This window comes from Pseudomonas sp. GM84, assembly GCF_000282535.1.
Lineage (GTDB): Bacteria > Pseudomonadota > Gammaproteobacteria > Pseudomonadales > Pseudomonadaceae > Aquipseudomonas.
The window spans coordinates 17,400-39,823 of the sequence record NZ_AKJC01000317.1; the positions used below are offsets into that span (position 1 = coordinate 17,400).

The window sequence follows — 22,424 nt, forward strand, 5'->3', positions numbered from 1 at the left end:
AGGATCGCCTATGCCAGCACTGCCATTGAAAAGCCTGAGCACCTTCACTGTCGTCAGCATTCTGCTCAGCGCCTGCTCGGCCTTCGAGCCCAAGCCCTACACAGAAGACGAGATGCGACAGCGGGTGATCGACGACCAGGCGCGCATGTACAAGGAGCAGGAGCCGGTCAACGGCCCTATCACCTTCTACGAAGCATCGGCGCGGGCCCTGAAATACAACCTCGACTACCGCCTGAAGCTTCTGGAAAGTGCGCTGGCCTCGGACCTGCGTGATGTGTCCAGCCACGAGATGCTGCCGCGCCTGGTCGCCTCGGCCGGCTACGCCGGGCGCAACAACGACTCCGGCGGCACCTCGATCGGGATCGAGGACCGCCAGGTCAGCTTGCGGCCCTCGACCTCCGAGGAGCGCTACCGCACCCTGTACAGCCTCGGGCTGTCCTGGAGCTTGCTGGACTTCGGCGTCGCCTACTTCCGCACGCAGCAGAAGAACGACCAGATGCTGATGGCCGAGGAGCGCCGGGAAAAGGTCGCCCAGAATGTCCTGCAGGACGTGCGCAACGCCTATTGGCGCGCGCTGGGTGCCCAGCGCCTGCTGCCGGAAGTGGACGGTCTCTTGATGCGCACCCACCGCGCCCTGACCTCGGCCCGCGAAGCCGAGGGCAGAGGCCTGTTGCCTCGTCAGGACATCCTCGCCTACCAACGCGCCCTGCTCGACTCGGTGTACATGCTCACCGTGCGCCGCCAGGACCTGGAGTTCGCCCGTGCCGAACTGGCCGCGCTGATGTCGCTGCCGCCCAATACCCGCATGGTACTGGCCGACACCAACGAACAACCGCTGCCGCTGCTGACCAGCAACGTCGAGCAGCTGGAGCGTCTGTCGCTGGAGCGCCGCCCGGAAATCATGGAAGAGTGGTACCGCAAGCGCGTGAGCATGAACGACCTGAAGATCGCCAAGGCCCAGTTGTGGCCGAACGTGAGCTTCAACTATGGCTACGAGTACGACTCCAACAAGTACCTGTACAACAGCGACTGGAACCAGACCGGCATCAATGTCTCGATGAACCTGCTGCGCCTGCTGCAGTACCCCGATATCAACGCAGCGGAAAAGAGCCAGGAAAAGACCGACGACATGCGCCGCACCGCGCTGTCCATGGCGATTCTCACCCAGGTCCGGGTCGGCCTGCTGCGTTACCAGCTGGCCCGCCAGGAAGTGGAGTTCGCCGACGAAAGCCTGCGTGTGGACCAGAGCCTGCTCAACTATGCCCAGTCATCGCGCAGCGCCGCGCTGGGCAGCGAACTGGAGCTTATCCGTGCCGAGGGTCGCATGCTGCTGTCGCGTTACCAGCGCGAGGCGGCCTACTCCGATGCCCAGGCAGCCTGGGGCCGGCTGTACAACTCTATCGGCTTCTCGGTGATGCCCAAGGAAATCGAGCAGCATGATGTGAAGACCCTGGCCCGGGAGATTCAGCGCACGGTCGAGAAGCAGACCCAGGACAACCTGATGGCTGCGGGCAAATGAACCTGAAGGCGCATGAACAAATCTTCATATACGCCAAGAGTGCCTTGATAGCGGGGTGAAGCACCCGGCGCCCTGCCCCGCCGCCGGCCCTTGCCTTGAGGGCCGGCGCCGGTACGCGTAGCATCGCCGCCCCGCATGCTTGTGGGAGCCGGCTTGCCGGCGATTCGGGTGCGTAGCACTCGTCTACATCCATGTCGGCTGGCCTGGCGTAATCGCCGGCAAGCCGGCTCCCACAGGTTTCGCGTTCAGCCAACACACCATCGCCCATGCCCCAGCCGATCCCCCTCAAGGACCACGAACAGGAAAAGCACCTGGTCAACCGCCGGCTGCTGGCCTGCGCTGCCCTGGTCTTCAGCCTGGTCGCCGTTCTGGTCGGCCGGCTCTATGTGCTGCAAGTGCTGCAGCACGACCAGCAGAGCGCGGTATCGGAAAACAACCGAGTACACGTGCTGCCCATCGCCCCCGAGCGCGGGCTGATCTACGACCGCAACGGCGTGGTACTGGCCGACAACAAACCCAGCTTCGACCTGACCATGACCCGAGAGCGCGCCGGCGATTCGGCCAAGGTGCTCGATACCCTGGCCCTGGTCCTGGGACTTGGCGAGGACGAGCGCAAGCAGTTCGACAAGGACCTTCGCCGCGGCCGCAAACCCTTCGAGCCGGTGACCCTGATGGTCGGCCTGAGCGAGGAGCAGATCGCCCTGGTGGCCGTGAACCAGTTCCGTTTGCCAGGCCTGGAGGTGGAGCCGCAGTTCATCCGCGAGTACCCCATGGCCGAGCACTTCGCCCATTCGGTCGGTTACGTCGGGCGCATCAACGAGAAGGAAACCAAGACCCTCGACAGCACCGAGTACCGGGGCACCCAGTCGATCGGCAAGACCGGTATCGAGCACTTCTACGAAAGCCAGCTGCACGGCCATGTGGGTTACGAGGAAGTCGAGACCAACGCCCAGGGCCGGGTGATGCGCGTGCTCAACCACCAGGACCCGACCCCTGGCAAGGACATCATCCTGAGCCTCGACGCGCACCTGCAGGTGGCCGCCGAAAAGGCGCTGGGTGACCGCCGGGGTGCGGTGGTGGTGCTCGACCCTGCCAATGGCGACGTGCTGGCGATGGTCAGCAACCCCAGCTTCGACCCCAACCTGTTCGTCAAAGGCATCAGCTTCAAGCAATACGCCGCCCTGCGTGACTCGATCGACCGGCCGCTGTTCAACCGTGTGCTGCGCGGCCTGTATGCGCCGGGCTCGACGGTCAAGCCGGAAGTGGCCATCGCCGGTCTCGACAGTGGCGTCATCACCCCCGGCAGCCGGGTGTTCGACCCGGGCTACTACGAGCTGCCCAACTACGACCACAAGTACCGCAACTGGAACCACAGCGGCGACGGCTGGGTGGACATGTACACCGCCATCATGCGCTCCAACGACACCTACTTCTATGACCTGGCACACAAGCTGGGCATCGACCGCCTGCACGACTACATGGCCGAGTTCGGCCTGGGCCAGAAAGTCTCGCTGGACATGTTCGAGGAAGCCCCGGGGCTGATGCCTTCGGCCCAATGGAAGCGCGCCACCCGCCGTCAGGCCTGGTACCCCGGCGAAACGCTCATCCTCGGCATCGGCCAGGGTTACATGCAGGTCACGCCGCTGCAGCTGGCCCAGGCCACCAGCCTGCTGGCCAGCAAGGGCGTGTGGCATCGCCCGCACCTGGCCATGACCGTGGGTGGCGAAACCCCGCTCGACCCCAACCCGATGCCTGATATCGTGCTGCACGACCGGCATGCCTGGGACCAGGTCAGCCAGGGCATGCAGATGGTCATGCACGACCCGCGCGGCATCGCCCGCGCCGCCGCTGCCGGCGCCCAGTACCGCATTGCCGGCAAGAGCGGCACGGCGCAGGTAGTGGCGATCAAGCAGGGGGAGCGCTACAACCGCAACAAGACCCTCGAACGGCACCGTGACAATGCCTTGTTCGTAGGCTTCGCCCCAGCGGACCACCCCAGCGTGGTGGTGGCGGTGATGATCGAGAACGGCGAGGCCGGGGGCCGGGTGGCGGGGCCGGTGGTGCGCGAGGTAATGGATGCCTATCTGCTCGATGAACAGGGGCATCTGAAGCCGCAGTATGCGGGCGGGGCGGTGGCCAAGCCGGTGCCGCACACCTAGGGCGGCTGCGCAGCCCATCGCCGGCAAGCCGGCTCCCACAGGATCGCCACAATGCTTGAGGGCTGCGCAGTCCCTGTGGGAGCCGGCTTGCCGGCGATGAGGCCCTCACAATCACTGAACGCACCCCGTTCGGGAACACATCCGTTTCAAAATGCTACAACTGCTAGCAGCGTGGTCGCCTTTTACGCCCATCCTGTGCATCCGCACCCAGCCATGCTTTTATTTTATTCTCAGTATTTTCAATAGCTTGAACTCGAAAAACAAAAATCGCGCGCGTTACCAGGCCCGATTTTTGCTTGAATATTCAAGTGAATAGTAATGCATAACCCAAATTCCAAGAGTTCGCCCAAGCGATCCGTTCCACGTCATACCGTGCGAGGCATCCATGACCCCTGCAAACCGTGTTACCGACGACCACTTCCAGTCCTGGCTCAACCAGGTCAATGAAGCCTGCGGCCATTTCAACGGCCGCAAGCTCGACCCAGGCTTCGTCGGCCAACTGGAAAAATGCCAGGTAGGCCAGATCTCCATGAGCATCGTCGACATGACCCAGGTCAACCTGTTCCGCGGCCAGCGGGAGATCCGTGCCAGTGGCGCCGACAACTACTACGCGGTGCTGCAGCTGGCCGGCACTTCGCGCATCGAGCACCAGCAAGCGTGCATCGAACTGCAGGCCGGCGACCTGACCCTGATCGACGCCAGCACCCCGCTGGACATGCACTTCCATCAGCGCTCGCGGCAGCTGTCGCTGATCCTGCCGCGCGCCCAGGTGCAAAGCGGCACCCGCGGCGTCGGCGTGGCCTGTGCCAAGCGCATCGAGGCGAAAACGCCGCTGGCCAGCATGGCCCGGCAGATGATGATCGAAGCCGGGCGTACCCAGTACATGGCCAACAACGAAAGCCTGGCGGTGCTCGACGCGCTGATCGCCCTGCTGCGTCCGGCCATCAGCCACGACGCCATACCCGGCAGCCATGAGCGCATGTTCCGCAAGGCCCTGGCACTGATCGACCAGAACATCACCTGCGAGAGCCTGAGCCCGGAATTCATCGCCCGTGAAGTGGGTATTTCCATGCGCAGCCTGTACCGCATCTTCGCCAAGCACGAGCTGGTCATCGCCCAGTACATCCGTAACCGCCGCCTCGACTTCTGTGCCGAAAGCCTGCGCAACCCGGCCATGGACCAGAAAGTCTCGTCGCTCGGTTATGCCTGGGGCTTCTCCGATTCGAGCTATTTCAGCACCGCGTTCAAGGCACGCTTCGGCATGACCCCAGGCGAGTACCGCAAGCGCCACGCCAACTGATCGATCGCCTGGGCCGGCCTCTTCGCGGGACAAGCCCGCTCCCACAGGATTTCCTCGGTCCTGATGGCTTGAGTTGATCCTGTGGGAGCGGGCTTGTCCCGCGAAGAGGCCGGTACAGGCACCCCACCTGGCAACCCTGGCAAACAGCCTGGCAGGCAGAGCAAAACCCGGTGCGCCAGGCTGGCGCACAATCAAGTCATAGACCAACAAGAAACAACCCTGGAACCGTACTGATGTCGACCGTCATCCCCAGCAAATTCGCCATACCTTTCCTGCTTGCCACCTTGGCCAGCCCCCTGGCACTGGCCGAAGAATGCGCAGTCCCACAAGCCCAGCAAGGCGAACAGGTGTTCGCCCGTGATTGCGCTGCGTGCCACTCGGCCCAGAAGAACGGCCCGACGATGATGGGCCCCAACCTGCACGCTGTGCTGGGCCGTGCCCCAGGGACCGTGCCAGGCGCCAACTATTCGCAAGCCATGAAGTCGCGCCAGGCCGCCTGGACCGCCCAGGGCATCAGTGCGTTCATCGAACAACCACAAGCCGCCGTACCAGGCACCTACATGCCTTATGCCGGCTTGCACGATGCCGCCGAACGGCAGGCGGTGACCTGCTTCCTCGCCGGCCTCAAGTAACCCCCGCACTTGTCCGCCAAAGGCCCCGCAATGGGGCCTTTGGCGTTTTGGCACGCTGCCAAAGGCAACTGGCAGCCAGGGCAAAAACCTGCGTTGGGGCTTCCTGCATGATCCTTGGCATGTCTTCGGAACTTCTGCCAAACCCATAACAAAGGAAGCCAGACCATGCTGCACCGCCCGTTCCGTCTCACCCTGGCCGCAGTGCTCGCCGGGGTCTCGCTGCAGGCGTCCGCCCTGGAGCTCTACGGCGACGCCGAGCGCCACCTCAACGCCAATATCGAGGCGGTGTTCGGTGCGTTCCACAGTGAGGAAAGCTACGCCATCGCCCGCGACCAGGAAGGCTCCACGTCGTGGCGCGAGGGCTACATCAAGTACGGCCTGAGCGGCGACCAGCGCCTGGGCGGTGCCGGCTCGATGTATGGCGCCTTCGCCCTGCTCAGTTCCGGCACCTGGGGCGATGGCGACGCGGCAGGTTTCAGCGACGGCAGCGAACGCACCACCAAGATCGAGGACGCTTACGCCGGCTGGAAGTCCGGCAACCTGGTGCCCATGCTGGGCGAGGACGGCATCGACCTGTCCTTCGGCAAACAGATGGTGGCGGTCGGTGACGGCTTCCTGATCCAGGGCGATTCGCTGAACATCGGCAAGGGCCTGGCCGACGGCGAGTTCAACCGTGGCGGCGCCTACTACCTGGCCGCGCGCAAGAGCTTCGACAAGACCGCCGTGCTGCGCCTGGGCGGCAGCCAGGGCTGGCGCGGCGACCTGATGTGGCTGCAATCGGACAACCGTGCCCAGGCCAACACCGAAATGCACGTGGCCACCCTGGAGCACGTGGCAGAGGCCGGCACCGTCGGCCTGACCTACATCGGCACCACCCACGTCGACGAACAGTACGCCTCACCGCAACAGCTGGAACGTGACGGCATGAAGACCTACAGCCTGCGCGGCCAAGGCAATGCCGGGGTGGAGAACCTGTTCCTGTCAGGCGAATACGCCAAGCAGGACAAACCCCACACCAGCACCGAGGATGCCTGGTACCTGGAAGCCGGCTGGACCTTCGCCGACCTGCCGTGGCAGCCGAACGTCAGCTACCGCTACAGCCGCTTCTCGGAACAGTACGACACCCTGTTCTACGGCCTCGGCCGCGGCCTGGGTACCTGGTTCCAGGGCGAAGTGGCCGGCAACTATGCCAGCCCGTTCAACAGCAATGCACGGATCCAGAAGGTAGGCCTGACCGTCAGCCCTACCCCGTCGCTGAACCTTGGCGCCCTGTGGTTCAAGTTCGACACCATCGACCGCAATCTGGGCAACGCGGACGGTCGCGAGCTGGATGTGTACGCGGAATGGACGATCAACGATCACCTGATGGTCGTGCCGCTGGTGGGCCTGTACCAACCTGACCGCAGCTTCGAACAGGGCGGCACGCAACTGGGTAACGACAACAACAACCTGTACACCCAAGTGGTGTTCGTCAGTACCTTCTGAGCAGGGGCGCAGGGGGTGCAGTGCGCCCCTTGGCAGTCAGAGCGTTTCCAGGTTGTGGAACACCACTTCCAGCATGCGGTTGAGCCGCTGCACCTGGGCTTCGGTCAAGCCCTTGAAGCTGCGCTGGAACAGCTCGCGAGTCACATCCTGCATGCGCTCGATGTTCTGCAGGCCGAGCTCGGTGATGCGCACCTGGGTCACCCGCCCGTCTTCCGGGCTGGGTGAGGTATCCACCAGGCCGTCGTCCTTCATGCGGTAGACGATCTTGGTGATGGTCGACAGCTTGGCGATGGCGTGGGTGGAAATCTCGGAGATGCTCGATTCACCGTTCTCGTTGAGGATCCACAGCACGCGCCAGCGCGGCACGTCGAGGTCGATCTTCTTGAGCAGACGTTCCATGTTCTGGGTGTAGCGACCATGCACACGGGCCAGCCAGTAGAAAGGGAAATCTTCCTTGCGAAAATCTTCGCTGGCCGGGTCGTGGTGGCTATGGCCTGTGTTCTTCGAGTTGCTCATCGATTCACTACTTGTGCGGAAATAGTCGCGCCATCATAGACGTTTCCGCGCATTTGGCTACCAGCAGGCGCCACACAATACTGGAATATTCAGTTGACATTTCACGTATTTGCCACGCATGTTAAGCGCTGGACCGTGGTCCGGCATCCTTTCCCGAAAAGGTTTGATAACAATGACAATCATAGTTGAAACCCTCGACCTGGGCGGCGCCGGCCCCCGTGTCGTGGTCAAGGACACCATCGATGTCGCCGGTACCGCGACCCGTGCCAGCAGCCAGGCGCTGGAGCAGGCACCGCTGGCCGAACGGCATGCCGAAGTGGTCAGCCAGCTGCTGGCCAACGGTGCGCGCCTGACCGGCAAGGTCAGCCTGCACGAGCTGGCGTTTGGCACCACCGGCATCAACCACTACACCGGCACCGCGGCCAACCCGCGCTTCCCCGGGCGTATTCCCGGCGGCTCGTCCAGTGGTTCGGCGGCGGCGGTGGCCGCAGGACTGGCCGACTTCAGCCTGGGCACCGACACCGGTGGCTCGGTGCGTATCCCGGCCTGCTGCTGTGGTGTGTTCGGCCTCAAGCCGACCTTTGGCCGCGTCAGCCGCAAGGGCGTGATGCCGGCACGCAGCAGCCTGGACTGCGTCGGCCCGTTCGCCGCCAGCCTGCCGATGCTGGTGCGGGCCATGAGCATGATCGACCCCACCTTCGTGCCCGCCCAGGTGCCGGCCAAGGCCCGCATCGGCGTGCTGCGGGTCACCGCCGAGGCCGCCATCCACAAGGTGGTGCACGGCGCACTGACGGCCAGCGGCCTGCCGCTGGGCAATGTCGAACTGAAGCATTTCGGTGCGGCCTATGACGCCGGCATGGTGGTGATCAACCGCGAAACCTTCGAGGGCTGTGGCCACTTGCTGGAAACCGGCAAGGTCGGCACCGATATCGCCGGCCGCCTGGCCGCTGCGGGCAAGACCACCGACAGCGCGCTGGCCGAGGCCGAAGAAGTGCGTCGTCGCTTCACCGAAGAAGTCGACCAGGCCCTGGCCAGCTTCGACGTGCTGGCGCTGCCGACCATGCCCGACTTCCCGCTGCGCCTCGAAGAAGCTGCCGACACCCGCGCAGTGCTGGGCATGACCTCGCTGGTGCGGCCGTTCAACCTGTCGGGGCACCCGGCCTTGAGCATTCCGCTGGGCAGTGCCGCCGGGTTGCCGGTCGGCCTGCAGCTGGTAGCGGCCAAGGGCGCTGACGAAAAACTGTTGGCCGTGGCCGAGCGCTTGTTGCTGAACCTTTATCAATCCTGAGGCTATGCCGATGACCGATAGCCAAGCCTTGATGAGCCGCCTGCAACGCTTCGAAAGCCAGCAGGCGATCCGCGTGTGCATCAACCGCTACATGGAACTGTGCGATCAGCTCGACGCCAGCACCCCGCTGGACGAACTGGCCGGGTTGTTCACCCATGACGCCGTGTGGGAAGGCAAAGGGGCCAAGTATGCCGCCAGCTTTGGCGGCTACCGGGGCCGCGAGGCGATCCGTGCGATGTTCGCCACCTACATGAAGACCCCGGCGCACTTCGCCTTGAACGTGCATTTCCTGACCAGCGAAGTGATCGAGGCAGAGGGTGATCAGGGCCTGGGCCGCTGGGTGATGCTGCAGACCAGCACGTTCGCCGATGGCGCCTCGCACTTGAACGCTGCCCGGCTGACGGTGCGCTTCGCTTTGGAAGAAGGACAATGGCGCATGGCGCATTTCCAGACCGAGAATTTGTTCAGCCGGCCGGTGAGTGAATGGAACAGCGAGGCGGCGCTGCCGGTGCCTGAGCGGTGAAACAGCTTTCTGAAAGCAGCCGCGTTACTTGTGGGAGCGGGCTTGCCCCGCGAACACGGGCGAAGCCCGTGCCAAGCGGCTCGAGTGTCTCAGCCGGCCTCTTCGCGGGGCAAGCCCGCTCCCACAGAGAACCCTCAGACCACCCACCTGTCACATTTCGGTCACGCCACCGTCGTAATCTGCCGGGCACCTCTATGCCAAAGGTTGCCCGGCATGCTGCGCCTGCTGCTCCTGCTACTTCCCCTGCTGCCCCTGACAGCCGTCGCCGAGCCTGCGCACCTGCGCGTGCAAGGTTCCAACACCATCGGCGCTACCCTGCTGCCGGCGCTGGTCCAAGGTCAACTGCGCGCCCAAAAGGCAACGGCCATCGAGCAACGGCCAGGTGCGATGACCAATGAAACCGTGATCACCGCCCGCGACGCCCACGGCCAGCCGCTGCGCATCGACATCGCGGCGCACGGTTCAAGCACCGGCTTCGTCGCCCTCGGCCGTGGCGACGCGGACCTGGCGGCGTCCTCGCGGCCCATCAGCGACGCCGAGTTGCGCCAGCTCAAGGCGCTGGGCAACCTGCGCGCGGTCCGTGCCGAACAAGTCATCGGCCTGGATGGCGTGGCGGTGATCGTCCATCCCGACAACCCCTTGCCCCAACTGAGCACGCGACAACTGGCCCAGATCTATGCCGGCCAGATCCAGCGCTGGGAACAGTTGGGTGTGGCCGGCGGGGCCATTCACCTGTATGCCCGGGACGACCGCTCCGGCACGTTCGAAACCTTCAAGGCCCTGGTGCTGGAGCCCAACCACGCCGAGCTGGCGGCAAGGATTCAGCGCTTCGAGGCGAGCGACGAACTGGCCGCAAGGGTCGCAGCCGACCGCCAGGCCATCGGCTTCAGCAGCCTGACGTCGGTACACGGCGCCAAGGTGCTGGCGATCGCTGAAGGCGATGCCCCGGCGATGCTGCCGGAGCGCCCCTTGGTGGCCAGTGAAGACTACCCGCTGTCGCGGCGCCTGTACCTGTACTTGCCGGCCAATCCCAAGCCCCAGGCCAAGGCCCTGGCCGACTTCGCGCAAAGCGCGGCCGGCCAGGCCATCGTCGCCGAGCAGGGGTTCGTTTCCCAGCAGATCAACGCACAGGCGGTGCCCGCCCAGGCCGACATGCCGCCGCGCTACCGCAGCCTGGCCCAGCAGGCCCAGCGCCTGAGCGTCAACTTCCGCTTCCAGGAAGGCAGCGCCAGCCTCGATAACAAGTCACTGCGCGATGTACAGCGGGTGGCCGACTACCTGCGCCAGGCCGGCAAACTGCAAAGCAAAGCCGTGCTGGTGGGCTTTGGCGACCCCAAGGAAACGCCAGGCCGCGCCGCCCTGCTCTCGCGCCTGCGCGCCCAGGCGGTACGCCGCGAGCTGGCGCGCGAGGGCGTCGAAGTGCAGGAAGTGACCGGCATGGGCGATGAGCTGCCAGTGGCAGGCAACGACCTGGAACAAGGGCGGTTGCGCAATCGTCGGGTGGAGGTGTGGGTGTACTGAGGCCTACAGCCAGCAGGGTGTTGCGACGGCAACTGTTGCACGGCGAACAGGCCTTCAACACTTCTTCATGCAGCGCAACACAAGAAACCGAGTTTTCGCGCCAATCGCCTGATTTAGAAGGCATTTAATTCTGGCATGGCCCCTGCAGACATGGATTCAACCATCCAGTCTCCGAGGTCAACATGCCGACTGAAACCCTCTCTGCGGACTACGACATCCGCCACCCCCACGCTCACGTCATCGCCGATGACGCCGAAGCCCTCAGCGTCGCCCACCGGGTCGCCACCTTGCTGCGTGAAGGCGCCGCCGAACGCGACCGCAACCGTGAGGTACCCGCCGACATCGTCGACGCCTACTCCAACAGCGGCCTGTGGGGCATCACTGTCCCACGTGAACATGGCGGCGCCGAAGTGTCCTTCGCCACCTTGGCGCAGGTCATCGCCATCGTCTCCGCCGCCGACCCTTCGCTCGGTCAGATCCCGCAGAACCACTATTGCCTGCTCGAAGACATCCGCCTGCAGGGCACCGACGAACAGAAGCGGTTCTTCTTCGACCTGGCCTTGCAAGGCAACCGCTTCGCCAACGCGCTCTCGGAAACAGGCGGCAAGACCGTGCAGGACATCAGTACCCGCCTGGTCGCCGAGGCCGACGGCTATCGCATCGATGGCCGCAAAGGGTATTGCACGGGCTCCCTGTACGCCCATTGGCTCGGCGTACTCGCCCTGGACGAACAAGGCCGGGCCCAGCTCGCCTTCGTACAGCGCGGCACACCCGGCCTGGTCATCGTCGATGACTGGAGCAGCATGGGCCAGCGCACCACTTCAAGCGGCACAGTACTGCTGGACGGCCTGCGCGTGCCGGCCTTCAACCTGTTCCCCAGCTACCGCTCCTATGAACGCCCGACCCTGGCCGGACCGTTCGCCCAGCTGACCACCGCCGCGATCGACGCCGGCATCGGCCGGGCGGCGCTGGATGACACCATCGCCTTCGTCCGCGAGCACGCCCGCCCGTGGATCGACGCCAAGGTCGAGCGCGCCGGCGATGACCCGCTGACCATCATCCAGGTCGGTGCCCTGGAAATCCGCCAGGAGGCCGCCGAGGCCTTGCTGGAGCGTGCCGGGTGGGTACTGGATGCGGCCAAGCCGGCGCCGGACGAAGACAACGTCGCCGCCGCCTCGCTGGCCGTGGCCAAGGCCAAGGTGCTGACCACCGAGGCCGCCATCGAAGCCAGTAACCGCCTGTTCGAGCTGGGCGGTACACGCTCCTCGCTAACCCGCCACAACTTCGACCGGCACTGGCGCAATGCCCGCGTGCATACCCTGCACGACCCGGTGCGCTGGAAGTACCACCTGGTTGGCAACTGGGCCTTGAACGGCATCAAGCCGACCCGTCACGACTGGAACTGAGGCCCGCGCCATGACCAAGCAGATTCGCCTCAACGCCTTCGCCATGAACACCGTCGGCCACCTGTCGCCCGGACTGTGGCGCCACCCGCGCGACCAGGCCACCCGCTACACCGATATCCACTACTGGACGGAACTGGCCAGAACCCTGGAGCGCGGCTGCATCGATGGCCTGTTCATCGCCGATGTCCTGGGGGTGTACGACGTGTATGGCGCCAGCGCCGACGCCGCCTTGAGCAGCGCCGCCCAGGTACCGGTCAACGACCCGCTGCAACTGGTGCCGGCCATGGCCGCCGCCACGCGCCACCTGGGCTTTGGCGTGACCGCCTCGGTGTCGTTCGAGCACCCGTTCCCGTTCGCCCGGCGCATGAGCACCCTCGATCACCTGACCCAGGGCCGCGCCGGCTGGAACATCGTCACCTCCTACCTGGCCAGCGGTGCGCGCAACCTCGGCCAGCGCGACCAGTTGAGCCATGACCAGCGCTATGCCCTGGCCGAGGAATACCTGCAGGTCTGCTACAAGCTCTGGGAGACCAGCTGGGAAGACGATGCGGTCTGCGCCGACCGCGCCAGCGGCGTCTACGCCGACCCGCGCAAGGTGCATGGCATCGCGCATGAGGGCACCTATTTCAAGGTGCCTGGTTTCCATCTCAGCGAGCCGTCCCCCCAGCGCACCCCGGTGCTCTACCAGGCCGGCGCCTCCAGCCGTGGCCGGGCGTTCGCCGCCGCCAACGCCGAATGCGTGTTCGTCGCCGCACCGAGCAAGGCCGTGCTGAAAAAGCAGGTGGCCGACCTGCGCGCCGCCGCTGTCGGGGCCGGCCGGGCCGCCGACAGCGTGCTGGTCTTCGAGCAACTGACGGTGATCGTCGCGGCCACCGACGAGGCTGCCCTCGCCTTGCTGCGCGAGTATCGCGAATACGCCAGTGCCACGGGGGCCTTGACCCTGATGTCGGGCTGGACGGGCATCGACTTTGGCCAGTTGGAGCCGGACCAGGTGCTGCGCGAAGTATCCAGCGAGGCTATCCAGTCCGTCGTCGAGGCATTCACCCGGGCCGACCCATCGCGCAGCTGGACCACCGCCGAAATCGCCGACTACTGCGCCATCGGCGGCGACGGGCCGGTGCTGGTGGGGTCGGCACAGACAGTGGCCGACCAGTTGCAGGAATGGGTCGAGGACACCGATGTCGACGGCTTCAACCTGGCCAGTGTGGTGGCCCCGGAAACCTTCACCGCAGTGGTCGAGCTGCTGGTGCCGGAGCTGCAGGCACGCGGGCTGTTCAAGCGCGAATACGCCGAAGGCACCCTGCGCAACAAGCTGTTCGGCCAGGGCGATCGCCTGCGCGCGCCGCACCCGGTGGCGACGCTGCGCCAGGAGGCACGGCGATGAGCGAGTTGCTGGCAAACCTGGACTGGTCAGAAATCCTTCAGGCCTGCATCGATACGCTGAGCATGCTAGGTGCGGCGCTGGGCTTCACGGTGTTGTTCGGGCTGCCGCTGGGCGTGCTGCTGTACCTCACAGGGCAACGCCAACTGCTGGCCAACGCCCCCCTGTATCGCTTGCTGTCGATGGTGGTGAACGTGCTGCGCTCGCTGCCGTTCATCATCCTGCTGATCGTGCTGATCCCGCTCACCACGGTGCTGACCGGTACTTCGCTGGGCGTGCGCGGCACCATCCCGCCGCTGGTGGTGGGCTGCACACCATTCTTCGCACGTCTGGTGGAAACCGCTCTGCGTGAAGTCGACCGTGGCCTGGTCGAGGCCAGCCAGGCCATGGGCGGCAGTATCCGCCAGATCATCTGGCACACCCTGCTGCCCGAAGCCCGCACCGGGCTGCTCGCAGCCGTCACCGTCACCGCCATCGTGCTGGTGGATTACACCGCCATGGCCGGGGTGATCGGTGGCGGTGGCCTGGGCGACCTGGCCATTCGCTTTGGCTATCAACGTTTCCAGACCGACGTGATGGTGGTCACCGTGCTGCTGCTGATCGTGCTGGTACAGGCGCTGCAGATGGGCGGTGACCGCCTGGTTCGGCACTTCACCCGACGCTGACTTCAATACCTTCAGGATCACTCCCATGAAAAAGACCCTTGCTGCCCTCGCTACACTCATCGCCGCCAACAGCTTTGCGGCGCAGGCCGCCGAACACCTGGTGGTCGGCGCCACCCCGGTACCGCACGCCGAGATCCTCGAATTCGTCAAACCCACCCTGGCCAAGGAAGGCGTCGACCTCGACATCAAGGTGTTCAACGACTTCATCCAGCCCAACCTGCAACTGGCGCAAAAGAACCTGGACGCCAACTACTACCAGTACCGCCCGTTCCTCGATGACTTCAACAAGTCCCGCCATACCAACTTGGTGCCGGTGGTCGGTGTGCATATCGAGCCCTTCGGCGCTTACTCGGCCAAGTACAAGACCCTGACTGACCTGCCCGACGGCGCCAGCGTGGCCATCCCCAACGACCCGGTGAACACCGGCCGCGCCCTGGTGCTGCTGGCCGAAGCCGGGCTGATCAGCCTCAAGGACCCGAGCAACCCGCAGTCGACCCAGCGCGACATCACCGCCAACCCGCACCACTTCAAGATCCGCGAACTGGAAGGCGCCATGTTGGCGCGCTCGGTGAAACAGGTGGACCTGGCCTTCGTGTTCGCCAACTACGCCCTGGAGGCCGGCATCGACACCAACAGCGCGCTGATCGTCGAAAAGGGCAAGGACCTGTACGTCGAGTACCTGGTTGCACGCCCGGACAATTTGCAGGACGAAGGCCTGCAGAAACTGGCCAAGGCGCTGAACTCGCCAGAGGTCCGCAACTTCATCCTGACCCGCTACAAAGGGCAGATCGCCCCGGGCTTCTGATCAGCGAGAACGCCACCCATGACCCGCTTCCCACAAGAAGTCCTGGCTGCAACCGCGCAATTGCAGTTGCGCGGCATCCACAAACGCTATGGCGACCTGCCGGCTTTGGCGGGTATCGACCTGCACATCCGCCAGGGCGAGGTGTTCGGGATCATTGGCCGCAGCGGTGCAGGCAAGTCCACCCTGTTGCGGCTGATCAACCGGCTGGAAACGCCCAGCGCCGGGCAGGTGCTGATCGAGGGCGAGGACATTGCCACCCTCGGCACCGTTGGACTGCGCCAATTGCGGCGCAAGGTCGCGATGATCTTCCAGCACTTCAACCTGCTGGCCAGTCGCACGGTCGCTGAAAACGTGACGCTGCCGATGCAGATGGCCGGCGTGCCGGCCCACGAACGCGCACGCCGCGCCCAAGAGTTGCTGCAACTGGTAGGGCTGGCCGACCGGGCCAATGCCTACCCAACGCAGCTGTCGGGCGGGCAGAAGCAGCGTGTGGGAATCGCGCGGGCCCTGGTGCTGCAACCGGACATCCTGCTGTGCGACGAAGCCACCTCGGCACTCGACCCGCAAAGCACCCGCGCCATCCTTGCGCTGCTGCGCGATATCAACCAGCGGCTGGGCCTGACCATCGTCCTCATCACCCACGAGATGGAAGTGATCCGCGACCTGTGCGACCGCGTGGCCGTCCTGGAGCACGGCAGCGTAGTCGAACAGGGCGAGGTCTGGCAGGTGTTCGGCGCGCCGCAGCACGCGGTCAGCCGGTTGCTCCTGGCCAGCCATGAGCGCCCGCGGCAGGCCACGGATGAGGCTGCCGGGCACGCGCATCTGGAGCTGCATTTCACGGGTGTGAAAGGCATCGAACCTGACCTGGGGTTGCTGGCCACCGCCCTGGGCTCGCAGGTGCGGCTACTGGAAGGGTCGATCAAGCGCATACAGGGCCGGGCCCTGGGCAGGCTACGCCTGGCGGTGGCCGGTGAGGCGTCTGCTCCAGAGCTGCTGCAACGGGCGCGAGCAATCGCCGACTGGGCGCAGTGGGTGCATTGACCCCTGCCATTTCAGGCAAAGTTTTGTAACAGCGCGCCATTCGGCATCACGCGTCAATGGGTCTAGGCTCAAAGCCATGTGATACCGGGCCCCTCTGACGGCGACCGCGCCGCCATGTCGGATCACTGTTGCCATGCAACGTCGACATTCAAGGAGGGGCTCATGACAGCTCTACAGACATTCCTCACTACACCATTTCTCGGCACCAGCACCTGGTTGTGGCTGGTGTTCATTGCCATCGTCATCGGCTTGCTGGTGCTCGACCTGGGCGTGCTGCACCGGCAGAACCGTGAAATCGAAATGCGCGAGAGCCTGCTGCTGTACACAGGCTATTTCAGCGTGGGTGTGCTGTTCGGTGTGTGGGTCTGGCACGAGCTGGGCGCGCAGTCGGCGCTGGAGTTCTACACCGGGTTCCTGGTCGAGCAGTCGCTGTCGATGGACAACGTGTTCGTCATGGCGATGATCTTCGGCTTCTTCGCCATCCCCCGCCGCTACCAGCACCGGGTGCTGTTCTGGGGCATCCTCGGCGTGGTGTTCCTGCGCGCGATCATGATCGGCGTTGGCGCGACGCTGGTGCAGAATTTCGAATGGGTGCTCTATATCTTCGGTGCGTTCCTGCTGTTCACCGGGGTGAAGATGGCCCTCTCGAAGGAGGACAGCCACCCTGACCTGGCCAATAACCCGGTGCTGAAGTTCGTCCGCCGGCACATGCGCGTGACCGACCAGATCCATGGCGCGCACTTCTTCGTACGCCTCACCCCGCCCGGCCACAGCAAGGCCCTGCGCTACGCCACGCCACTGTTCCTGGCGCTGGTGCTCATCGAGCTGGCCGACCTGGTGTTCGCCGTCGACAGCGTGCCAGCGATCTTCGCCATCACCCAGGACCCGTTCATCGTCTACACCTCGAACATCTTTGCCATTCTGGGCCTGCGCTCGCTGTACTTCGCCTTGTCGGCCTTGATGCACCGGTTCGTGTACCTCAAGTACGCGCTGGCGCTGGTGCTGATCTTCATTGGCTGCAAGATCTTCTACCACGGCATGGTCGGCAAGGTGCCGGCGCTGCTGTCGCTGGGGGTGACGTTCGGGTTGTTGCTGGGTGGGGTGGTGGTGTCGTTGATCAAGACGCGGGGGGAAAAACCTGCGGTGGATGCCGAGCCGGCCGAGCCGCTGGCGGGTGACAGCACCACGGCTCAGGCGAAGAAAAAGGACCCAGAACTGCGGCATGAATGACCGAAGCGCCACAATCGAACTTTCCTACAGAACCTATGGAAATCTGCTGATTGTGGCACTACTTCCCCCTTAGTCAGCATGCGCGCTCCCTGCACAAGGAGTGCCTCATGCAAAAACTGCCGATACCTGATTTCACCCAATTTCGCGTCAGTCGCAAACTCATCACCGCCATTGGCCTCCCGGTTCTCGCCGTGGGTGCCCTGGCGGCGTTGTTCAACGGCGTGTATTTCTACAACGAAGCGGGTCAGATGACCCACGTGCGTACCCTTTTCGGCGAAGAGAAAGTGGTCGAAGACGTCGGCTACGCCACGAAATGGTTTGGCCGCAGCACAGCCTGGCGCCGAACCATCGGCGTGCAATCTTCCTTACAAGCCGACAGCTCGGAAGATGCCCGCAGCGGTCACCCCTCGGTAACCCTCGACAACCTGCCCATCGTGTTTCTGGGCAATGTCGATGCCAAGGCTGAATTCAGCACCCAGTTCCGCCTGCCCTCGGGCGACGCCTTCCTGAAAATCGCCCAGGAATACCGCACGCCGGACAACTTCCTGCAGCGCGCACTTTTGCCTGCGGTCAAGGAAACGCTGCAGGCCACGGCCTCGCTGATGAGCGCCGATGACTACTACGCCGGCAACCGCAGCCATTTCGGCGCCGAGTTCGAGAACCAGCTGCGCAATGGCCTGTACCTGACCAGCCGCAAGGAGATTCGCGTGCAGCGCGACAACTACCCTGCGCAAACGGCCATTCTCCAGTCAGGCACGGAGCAAGGCAGTTTTGGTGATAATTCCGCGACCCGCTTCGTCATCGAGAAGAAGCTCGACAAAGACGGCCAGGAGCTGCGCAAACAGCAGCAGTTTCGCCTGTTCGGGGTCGAAGTCGTTGACGCCAGGGTCACGCATATCGATCCCAATCCGCAGTATCAGCAGCGCATGGTAAGGGTGCAGCAGGCGCTGGCGGAGCTTGCCGTTGCACGGCAGAACCGGCTCAAGGAGGAGGAGGAAAAGGAACTGGTGTCTGCCCGAGGTGCCAAGGACGTCGAGGCCAAGCGGCAGGAGAGCCTGCGCCAGCAGATCGAACGCACCACCGAAGCCGAAACCGAGAAGCAGCTGACACTGATCAACGCCGAACGGGAAAAGCGCCGCGCCGAGATCGACAAGCAGACTGCTGAATTGCTGCGCGACAAGGCCCGGGTCAATGCCGAGGCCACCAAGGTCACGGCCGATGCGGAAGCGTATGCGCGGGAAGCAGCGATCAAGGCGGATGGTGCGCTGCAGACCAAGCTCGATGCATTGGTACAGATCAATCGGGCCTGGGCTGAAGCGGCGGCGAAGGCACCGGTGCCCAATGTGATGATGGGGGGTGGCTCGGAGGCAGGGGTTGGTCGTCAGGATGAGATGAGTAAGCTGATGAGCGTGTTGGCGACGAAGGCGGCCAAGGATCTGATGGTGGATCTCAAGACGCCGTAATCGCCTTGCCCCCTGTGAAACCTGATTGCCAAGTGTCACAGGGGGCAAGTAAATCGCGGCCAGTGGTGAGCTCGCGAGCAGGCCATCTACTTGAAATCGAACATTGCCCATGCGGTCATCAACCAGATGAATCCGCTCATGCTCAACCAAGCTGATATCACCAGTCGCTTTTTGAGGTGGGTAGGGAACGCTTTCAACTCATCTAAATCCAGCATTCCTCTACGCGCAGGGTACCAAGGAAATGCAACTAATCCACTTGCCGTGCATATAACCATCCAGCGCCACTTGAAACTACCACTACCCCATGCAGATTTCACTGCTTCGAAGTATGGGCTGCTGGTGATGGCCGAGCAGACAACATGATAATCCTTTGTCATTGTTGTATACGCACTCATGGCAACTCCCGGGATACCTATGACGAAAGGGCTGAGTAAAAAAATTAGCTTTGCCATCACCGGCCAGCCCGTTATGTCAATCATTGGTAACCTCGTAGATGAGTTCACCTGTTGCTTCACCGAATGCTCCGCCCCCCAAACCTCCTGCCAGTCCCGCCGCTCCCACTAGCACCATGCCGCAAACTGGTACACCAAGTCCTCCAGATCCTATGGCAAAGACGGCACATACTGTGCCTGCCGCCGAGCTTGCAGCTGAAGCCCCTAGCGCCCCTCCGACCAGTCCAGCAGAGAAACTGCCCGTCTCAGTCAATCGGATTTTTTTGCAGGCAAGGGTTTCGCCAGCGCGACATACATCCTGAACTTTCATATACGATGAAACGCCACCCAACCCTACTGCGGCATATCCCCCATACTTCAGGTACTTACCAACCTTCGCCACTTTCTCCAGATGTGTCGTATACCCTGGAATCTGCCCCGCCCCACCCGCTTTTGACCAATGATGCACAAGGCTCTTAGTCGAGATATTCAAGCTCTTCTTGAGACGCTCATAACTACCAAGATTCAGCTGCTTGTTGAGAAAAGCCGCCTTCAACTGTCCATCCAACTGCTGCAACAGCTGACGCCGCGACGCAAAGAACTCCCGGCTATTCAAATGCCCATGCCGCAGAAACTCTCGCTGATGTAATTGATCGATCTGCTGCAACGTCATGCTGACCTGCTTCAACCCCTGGTCCAGCATGTCCTTGCCCACGCCCATCGACTGGCTGGCACCACTGAGCAGCCCGGCAATTTCAGCCTGGTGCTGCATCATGAAATCCGACTCCGCGAAATCGAGCACAGCCAAAGCACGCCGCGCATGTTCTGCGGCGGCCATCAGTTGCCCTTCCTCACGGGTACACGCATCAGCGTTGTCCGGATCACCGATGACAAAGATCTCCCCAGCCTTGAACCCCTGTTCGAATGTCGGATTCAGCCGCTGTAATCGGGAAATCGGCAAGGTGCTGTCATGCTGAGCCAACTCCATCAGCACCTGTGGAAACGACATGCTTCGGGGAAGCACATAAAAGCCCGGCTCCAATGATCCGGGCATGCTACTCATTCCAACGGGTGAGTAATGACTTGGGGGTGTGGGTGTGGGTGTAGCTGTCGATCGTGCCGCAACACTTACACCACGGCTTGCAGCGGCTGATTGCCTGGATGGCGGTTCACCGTGCAACGGCGCCACTACCCGATTGGTACCTGACGGACAGCCACAGGTTACCAATGCACCATCCATGGCAACCCGTTTTCCGGCAGAAGTGAAGTGCCACACGCCTTCGGCGACTGTTCCTTCCTCGCCACAACGCGGGCAAGGCGTCGTCGGGTCTCCCTCCCTCAGCACCCAGCGACCATCCGTGATGTATCCAGCATCGGTAGCGATGCATACAGCGCCGGTGGTAGTGACATCACCATCTACCGCCTGACCTTTTCCTTCCAGATTGACACGCATTAGCAGGCTCCCTGCGCATTGATTAGGTTTTGAAACCTAACAGCAACTCAGGGGGAAAATTGCCCACAGATGCGAAATAGACATTTCCTACAAGTAACACAGAATAATCCTTCAAGAACTGCGCTAACCAGTTAATGCGGGACAAGCATTGCACCCGTTCTGGCTATGTGGTCCTCCTTGGCTGTAAGTCACGACGAGATTCTCCTTCTCTCACGCGAGAACAAGGAATATCCTACAGCGTGAAAGATTGACTACGCCCTGCCAAACTCTCTACTTTCCCGCTCACTAGTCAAGTCACAACCTTAATCGAACAAGACAAAACTAAATTACCAATACAAAGGAGCCGCATCAAGCTCCGAAAATAGAGATCAGATACGTGAATATTCTCAAGAACCAGTATCGATGGGTAATCTTAGCTGCAGCCACTTTCGCACAAGCGTGCGCTTGCTTCTTCGTTCAGGGCTTTGGATCTATCGCGCTGGATGTCAAATCCGAGATGAACCTCACCAACTGGCAGATAGGTACACTGATTTCGGCTGCCCAATTGATCCCACTTGCCGGACTCTTGATTGCTGGCGAGTTGCTGGACAGGTACAGCGAGCGGTTTGTTGTAGGCATTGGTACCCTGATCGTTGGGGCCTCACTGTGCAGCGCTGTGCTGGCCAACTCCTACACTGAGTTGCTTATAGCGCTTATCATATTAGGCTTTGGCTATAGCACTGCCCAACCCGGGGGAAGCAAGTCCGTATCCAATTGGTTCAAAGGAAGCCAGCTAGGTTTTGCGATGGGCATTCGACAAGCCGGATTACCATTGGGTGGCGCGATGGCAACACTGCTACTTCCATTTATTGCCATTCAATACTCGGTTCCAGCAGCTTTCCTGGCGGGCGGGCTGATAGCATTGTTCGGTGCTCTTCTGTTCATGCTGCTATACAAAACGCCAGACACACAACAAAGCACCGAAAAAAAACAAATCAACCTGAAGCTGGCGATTAAATCACGACTTTCCATGGCCTCGCACCCTTCCATGAGAAAGATCATGATGTCTGGCGCTAGCCTTACCGCCTCCCAGTACGCCATCTCAGTGTTCTTGGTTTTGTACCTTCACACTTCACTTGGCCTTGAAAGCTCCATTGCGGCAATGATGTTCTTCGTTGTGTTAGGAGCAGGCATAGCAGGACGAATCATCCTGGCGGCCTGGAGCGATCGTTGCAAGGCAGGAAGATACTTCCCTGTGATGACTTGTCTAGGCGCAGTAACCGCCATACTGATACTTCTCCCTTTTTTGAAAACTCAAAACCTGGCAATCCTAAGTGCATTCATGGCTTTGACTGGCTTCTTTGCCTATGGGTGGTACGGCCCTTGGGTAGCCTATATCGCAGAGACCGCTCCCGCTGACCGCAAGGGCTTCGCGCTGGGAATGGCCATGACAGCCAATCAGGTATCCGTAGTATTGATACCTCCGATTATTGGTCTATCGCGAGATAGCCTCGGCACCTATGCCTATGGCTGGGGAGCACTGGCGATTGTTTCTGCCATTGTGCTGTTTACTACCAGCACCTCCAAATACCGCGGAAGTGTTGCTCAGAAGGATTATTAAACAGGT

The 22,424-nt window shown here is 62.6% G+C and carries 19 protein-coding genes; 16 read left to right on the top strand and 3 right to left on the bottom strand.

What is annotated here, in order from left to right; all coding sequences use genetic code 11:
- The first annotated feature begins 10 nt into the window (after nucleotides 1-10).
- The 5 genes from PMI38_RS22515 to PMI38_RS22535 all read left to right on the top strand — a co-directional run bounded on the left by PMI38_RS22515 (nucleotide 11) and on the right by PMI38_RS22535 (nucleotide 7,095).
- On the top strand, nucleotides 11-1,519 hold the full coding sequence (locus tag PMI38_RS22515; RefSeq protein ID WP_008099260.1) for a TolC family protein: 1,509 nt from the start codon (nucleotides 11-13) through the stop codon (nucleotides 1,517-1,519).
- Between the two features lie 266 nt (nucleotides 1,520-1,785).
- On the top strand, nucleotides 1,786-3,678 hold the full coding sequence (mrdA, locus tag PMI38_RS22520; protein ID WP_008099261.1) for a penicillin-binding protein 2: 1,893 nt from the start codon (nucleotides 1,786-1,788) through the stop codon (nucleotides 3,676-3,678).
- Between the two features lie 385 nt (nucleotides 3,679-4,063).
- Nucleotides 4,064-4,978, top strand: a complete 915-nt coding sequence (feaR, locus tag PMI38_RS22525) for a transcriptional regulator FeaR (RefSeq protein ID WP_008099262.1) — start codon at nucleotides 4,064-4,066, stop codon at nucleotides 4,976-4,978.
- 233 nt (nucleotides 4,979-5,211) lie between these two features.
- Complete coding sequence (locus tag PMI38_RS22530) at nucleotides 5,212-5,610, top strand: c-type cytochrome (RefSeq protein WP_008099263.1); 399 nt, start codon at nucleotides 5,212-5,214, stop codon at nucleotides 5,608-5,610.
- A 165-nt stretch (nucleotides 5,611-5,775) separates the two neighbouring features.
- Nucleotides 5,776-7,095, top strand: coding sequence for a hypothetical protein (locus tag PMI38_RS22535; RefSeq protein ID WP_008099264.1), 1,320 nt, complete (start codon nucleotides 5,776-5,778; stop codon nucleotides 7,093-7,095).
- A gap of 36 nt (nucleotides 7,096-7,131) precedes the next feature.
- Here PMI38_RS22535 and PMI38_RS22540 read toward each other — a convergent pair whose 3' ends face one another.
- Nucleotides 7,132-7,611, bottom strand: a complete 480-nt coding sequence (locus PMI38_RS22540) for a MarR family winged helix-turn-helix transcriptional regulator (RefSeq protein WP_008099266.1) — start codon at nucleotides 7,609-7,611, stop codon at nucleotides 7,132-7,134.
- Between the two features lie 172 nt (nucleotides 7,612-7,783).
- Here PMI38_RS22540 and PMI38_RS22545 point away from each other — a divergent pair, with 172 nt between their 5' ends.
- The 10 genes from PMI38_RS22545 to PMI38_RS22590 all read left to right on the top strand — a co-directional run bounded on the left by PMI38_RS22545 (nucleotide 7,784) and on the right by PMI38_RS22590 (nucleotide 18,934).
- Nucleotides 7,784-8,899, top strand: coding sequence for an amidase (locus PMI38_RS22545; protein WP_008099268.1), 1,116 nt, complete (start codon nucleotides 7,784-7,786; stop codon nucleotides 8,897-8,899).
- Nucleotides 8,900-8,909: 10 nt separating this feature from the next.
- Nucleotides 8,910-9,422: a nuclear transport factor 2 family protein gene (locus tag PMI38_RS22550; RefSeq protein ID WP_008099270.1), complete on the top strand. Its 513-nt coding sequence runs from the start codon at nucleotides 8,910-8,912 to the stop codon at nucleotides 9,420-9,422.
- Nucleotides 9,423-9,635: 213 nt separating this feature from the next.
- The gene (locus PMI38_RS22555) at nucleotides 9,636-10,943 is read left to right on the top strand and encodes a substrate-binding domain-containing protein (RefSeq protein ID WP_008099272.1); all 1,308 of its coding nucleotides are present in this window, start codon (nucleotides 9,636-9,638) and stop codon (nucleotides 10,941-10,943) included.
- 182 nt (nucleotides 10,944-11,125) lie between these two features.
- Nucleotides 11,126-12,349 carry an SfnB family sulfur acquisition oxidoreductase gene (locus PMI38_RS22560; protein ID WP_008099274.1) on the top strand — a complete coding sequence of 408 codons (1,224 nt, stop codon included), beginning with the start codon at nucleotides 11,126-11,128 and terminating at the stop codon, nucleotides 12,347-12,349.
- 10 nt (nucleotides 12,350-12,359) lie between these two features.
- The gene (locus PMI38_RS22565) at nucleotides 12,360-13,733 is read left to right on the top strand and encodes an LLM class flavin-dependent oxidoreductase (protein WP_008099276.1); all 1,374 of its coding nucleotides are present in this window, start codon (nucleotides 12,360-12,362) and stop codon (nucleotides 13,731-13,733) included.
- Nucleotides 13,730-14,395 (top strand): methionine ABC transporter permease, encoded by a 666-nt coding sequence (locus PMI38_RS22570; RefSeq protein WP_008099278.1) that lies wholly within the window; start codon nucleotides 13,730-13,732, stop codon nucleotides 14,393-14,395. The genes PMI38_RS22565 and PMI38_RS22570 overlap by 4 nt, the downstream gene beginning before the upstream one ends.
- Before the next feature lie 25 nt (nucleotides 14,396-14,420).
- Nucleotides 14,421-15,200, top strand: coding sequence for a MetQ/NlpA family ABC transporter substrate-binding protein (locus PMI38_RS22575; protein ID WP_008099280.1), 780 nt, complete (start codon nucleotides 14,421-14,423; stop codon nucleotides 15,198-15,200).
- 18 nt (nucleotides 15,201-15,218) lie between these two features.
- Complete coding sequence (locus PMI38_RS22580) at nucleotides 15,219-16,241, top strand: methionine ABC transporter ATP-binding protein (RefSeq protein ID WP_008099282.1); 1,023 nt, start codon at nucleotides 15,219-15,221, stop codon at nucleotides 16,239-16,241.
- Between the two features lie 162 nt (nucleotides 16,242-16,403).
- Nucleotides 16,404-17,471, top strand: a complete 1,068-nt coding sequence (locus PMI38_RS22585; protein ID WP_008099283.1) for a TerC family protein — start codon at nucleotides 16,404-16,406, stop codon at nucleotides 17,469-17,471.
- Between the two features lie 107 nt (nucleotides 17,472-17,578).
- Nucleotides 17,579-18,934 (top strand): SPFH domain-containing protein, encoded by a 1,356-nt coding sequence (locus tag PMI38_RS22590; protein ID WP_008099284.1) that lies wholly within the window; start codon nucleotides 17,579-17,581, stop codon nucleotides 18,932-18,934.
- Nucleotides 18,935-19,020: 86 nt separating this feature from the next.
- On the opposite strand, the gene PMI38_RS27160 is transcribed toward PMI38_RS22590, so the two are convergent.
- Together PMI38_RS27160 and PMI38_RS22595 are read right to left on the bottom strand one after the other, a co-directional pair.
- Nucleotides 19,021-19,413, bottom strand: a complete 393-nt coding sequence (locus PMI38_RS27160; RefSeq protein ID WP_157214886.1) for a hypothetical protein — start codon at nucleotides 19,411-19,413, stop codon at nucleotides 19,021-19,023.
- A complete protein-coding gene (locus PMI38_RS22595) occupies nucleotides 19,406-20,818 on the bottom strand; it encodes a PAAR domain-containing protein (protein WP_008099285.1) in 1,413 nt (470 codons plus the stop codon). The genes PMI38_RS27160 and PMI38_RS22595 overlap by 8 nt, the downstream gene beginning before the upstream one ends.
- Nucleotides 20,819-21,194: 376 nt before the next feature.
- Here PMI38_RS22595 and PMI38_RS22600 point away from each other — a divergent pair, with 376 nt between their 5' ends.
- Entirely contained in the window at nucleotides 21,195-22,418 is a 1,224-nt protein-coding gene (locus PMI38_RS22600; protein ID WP_008099286.1) for an MFS transporter, read from the top strand.
- Nucleotides 22,419-22,424: the final 6 nt, after the last annotated feature.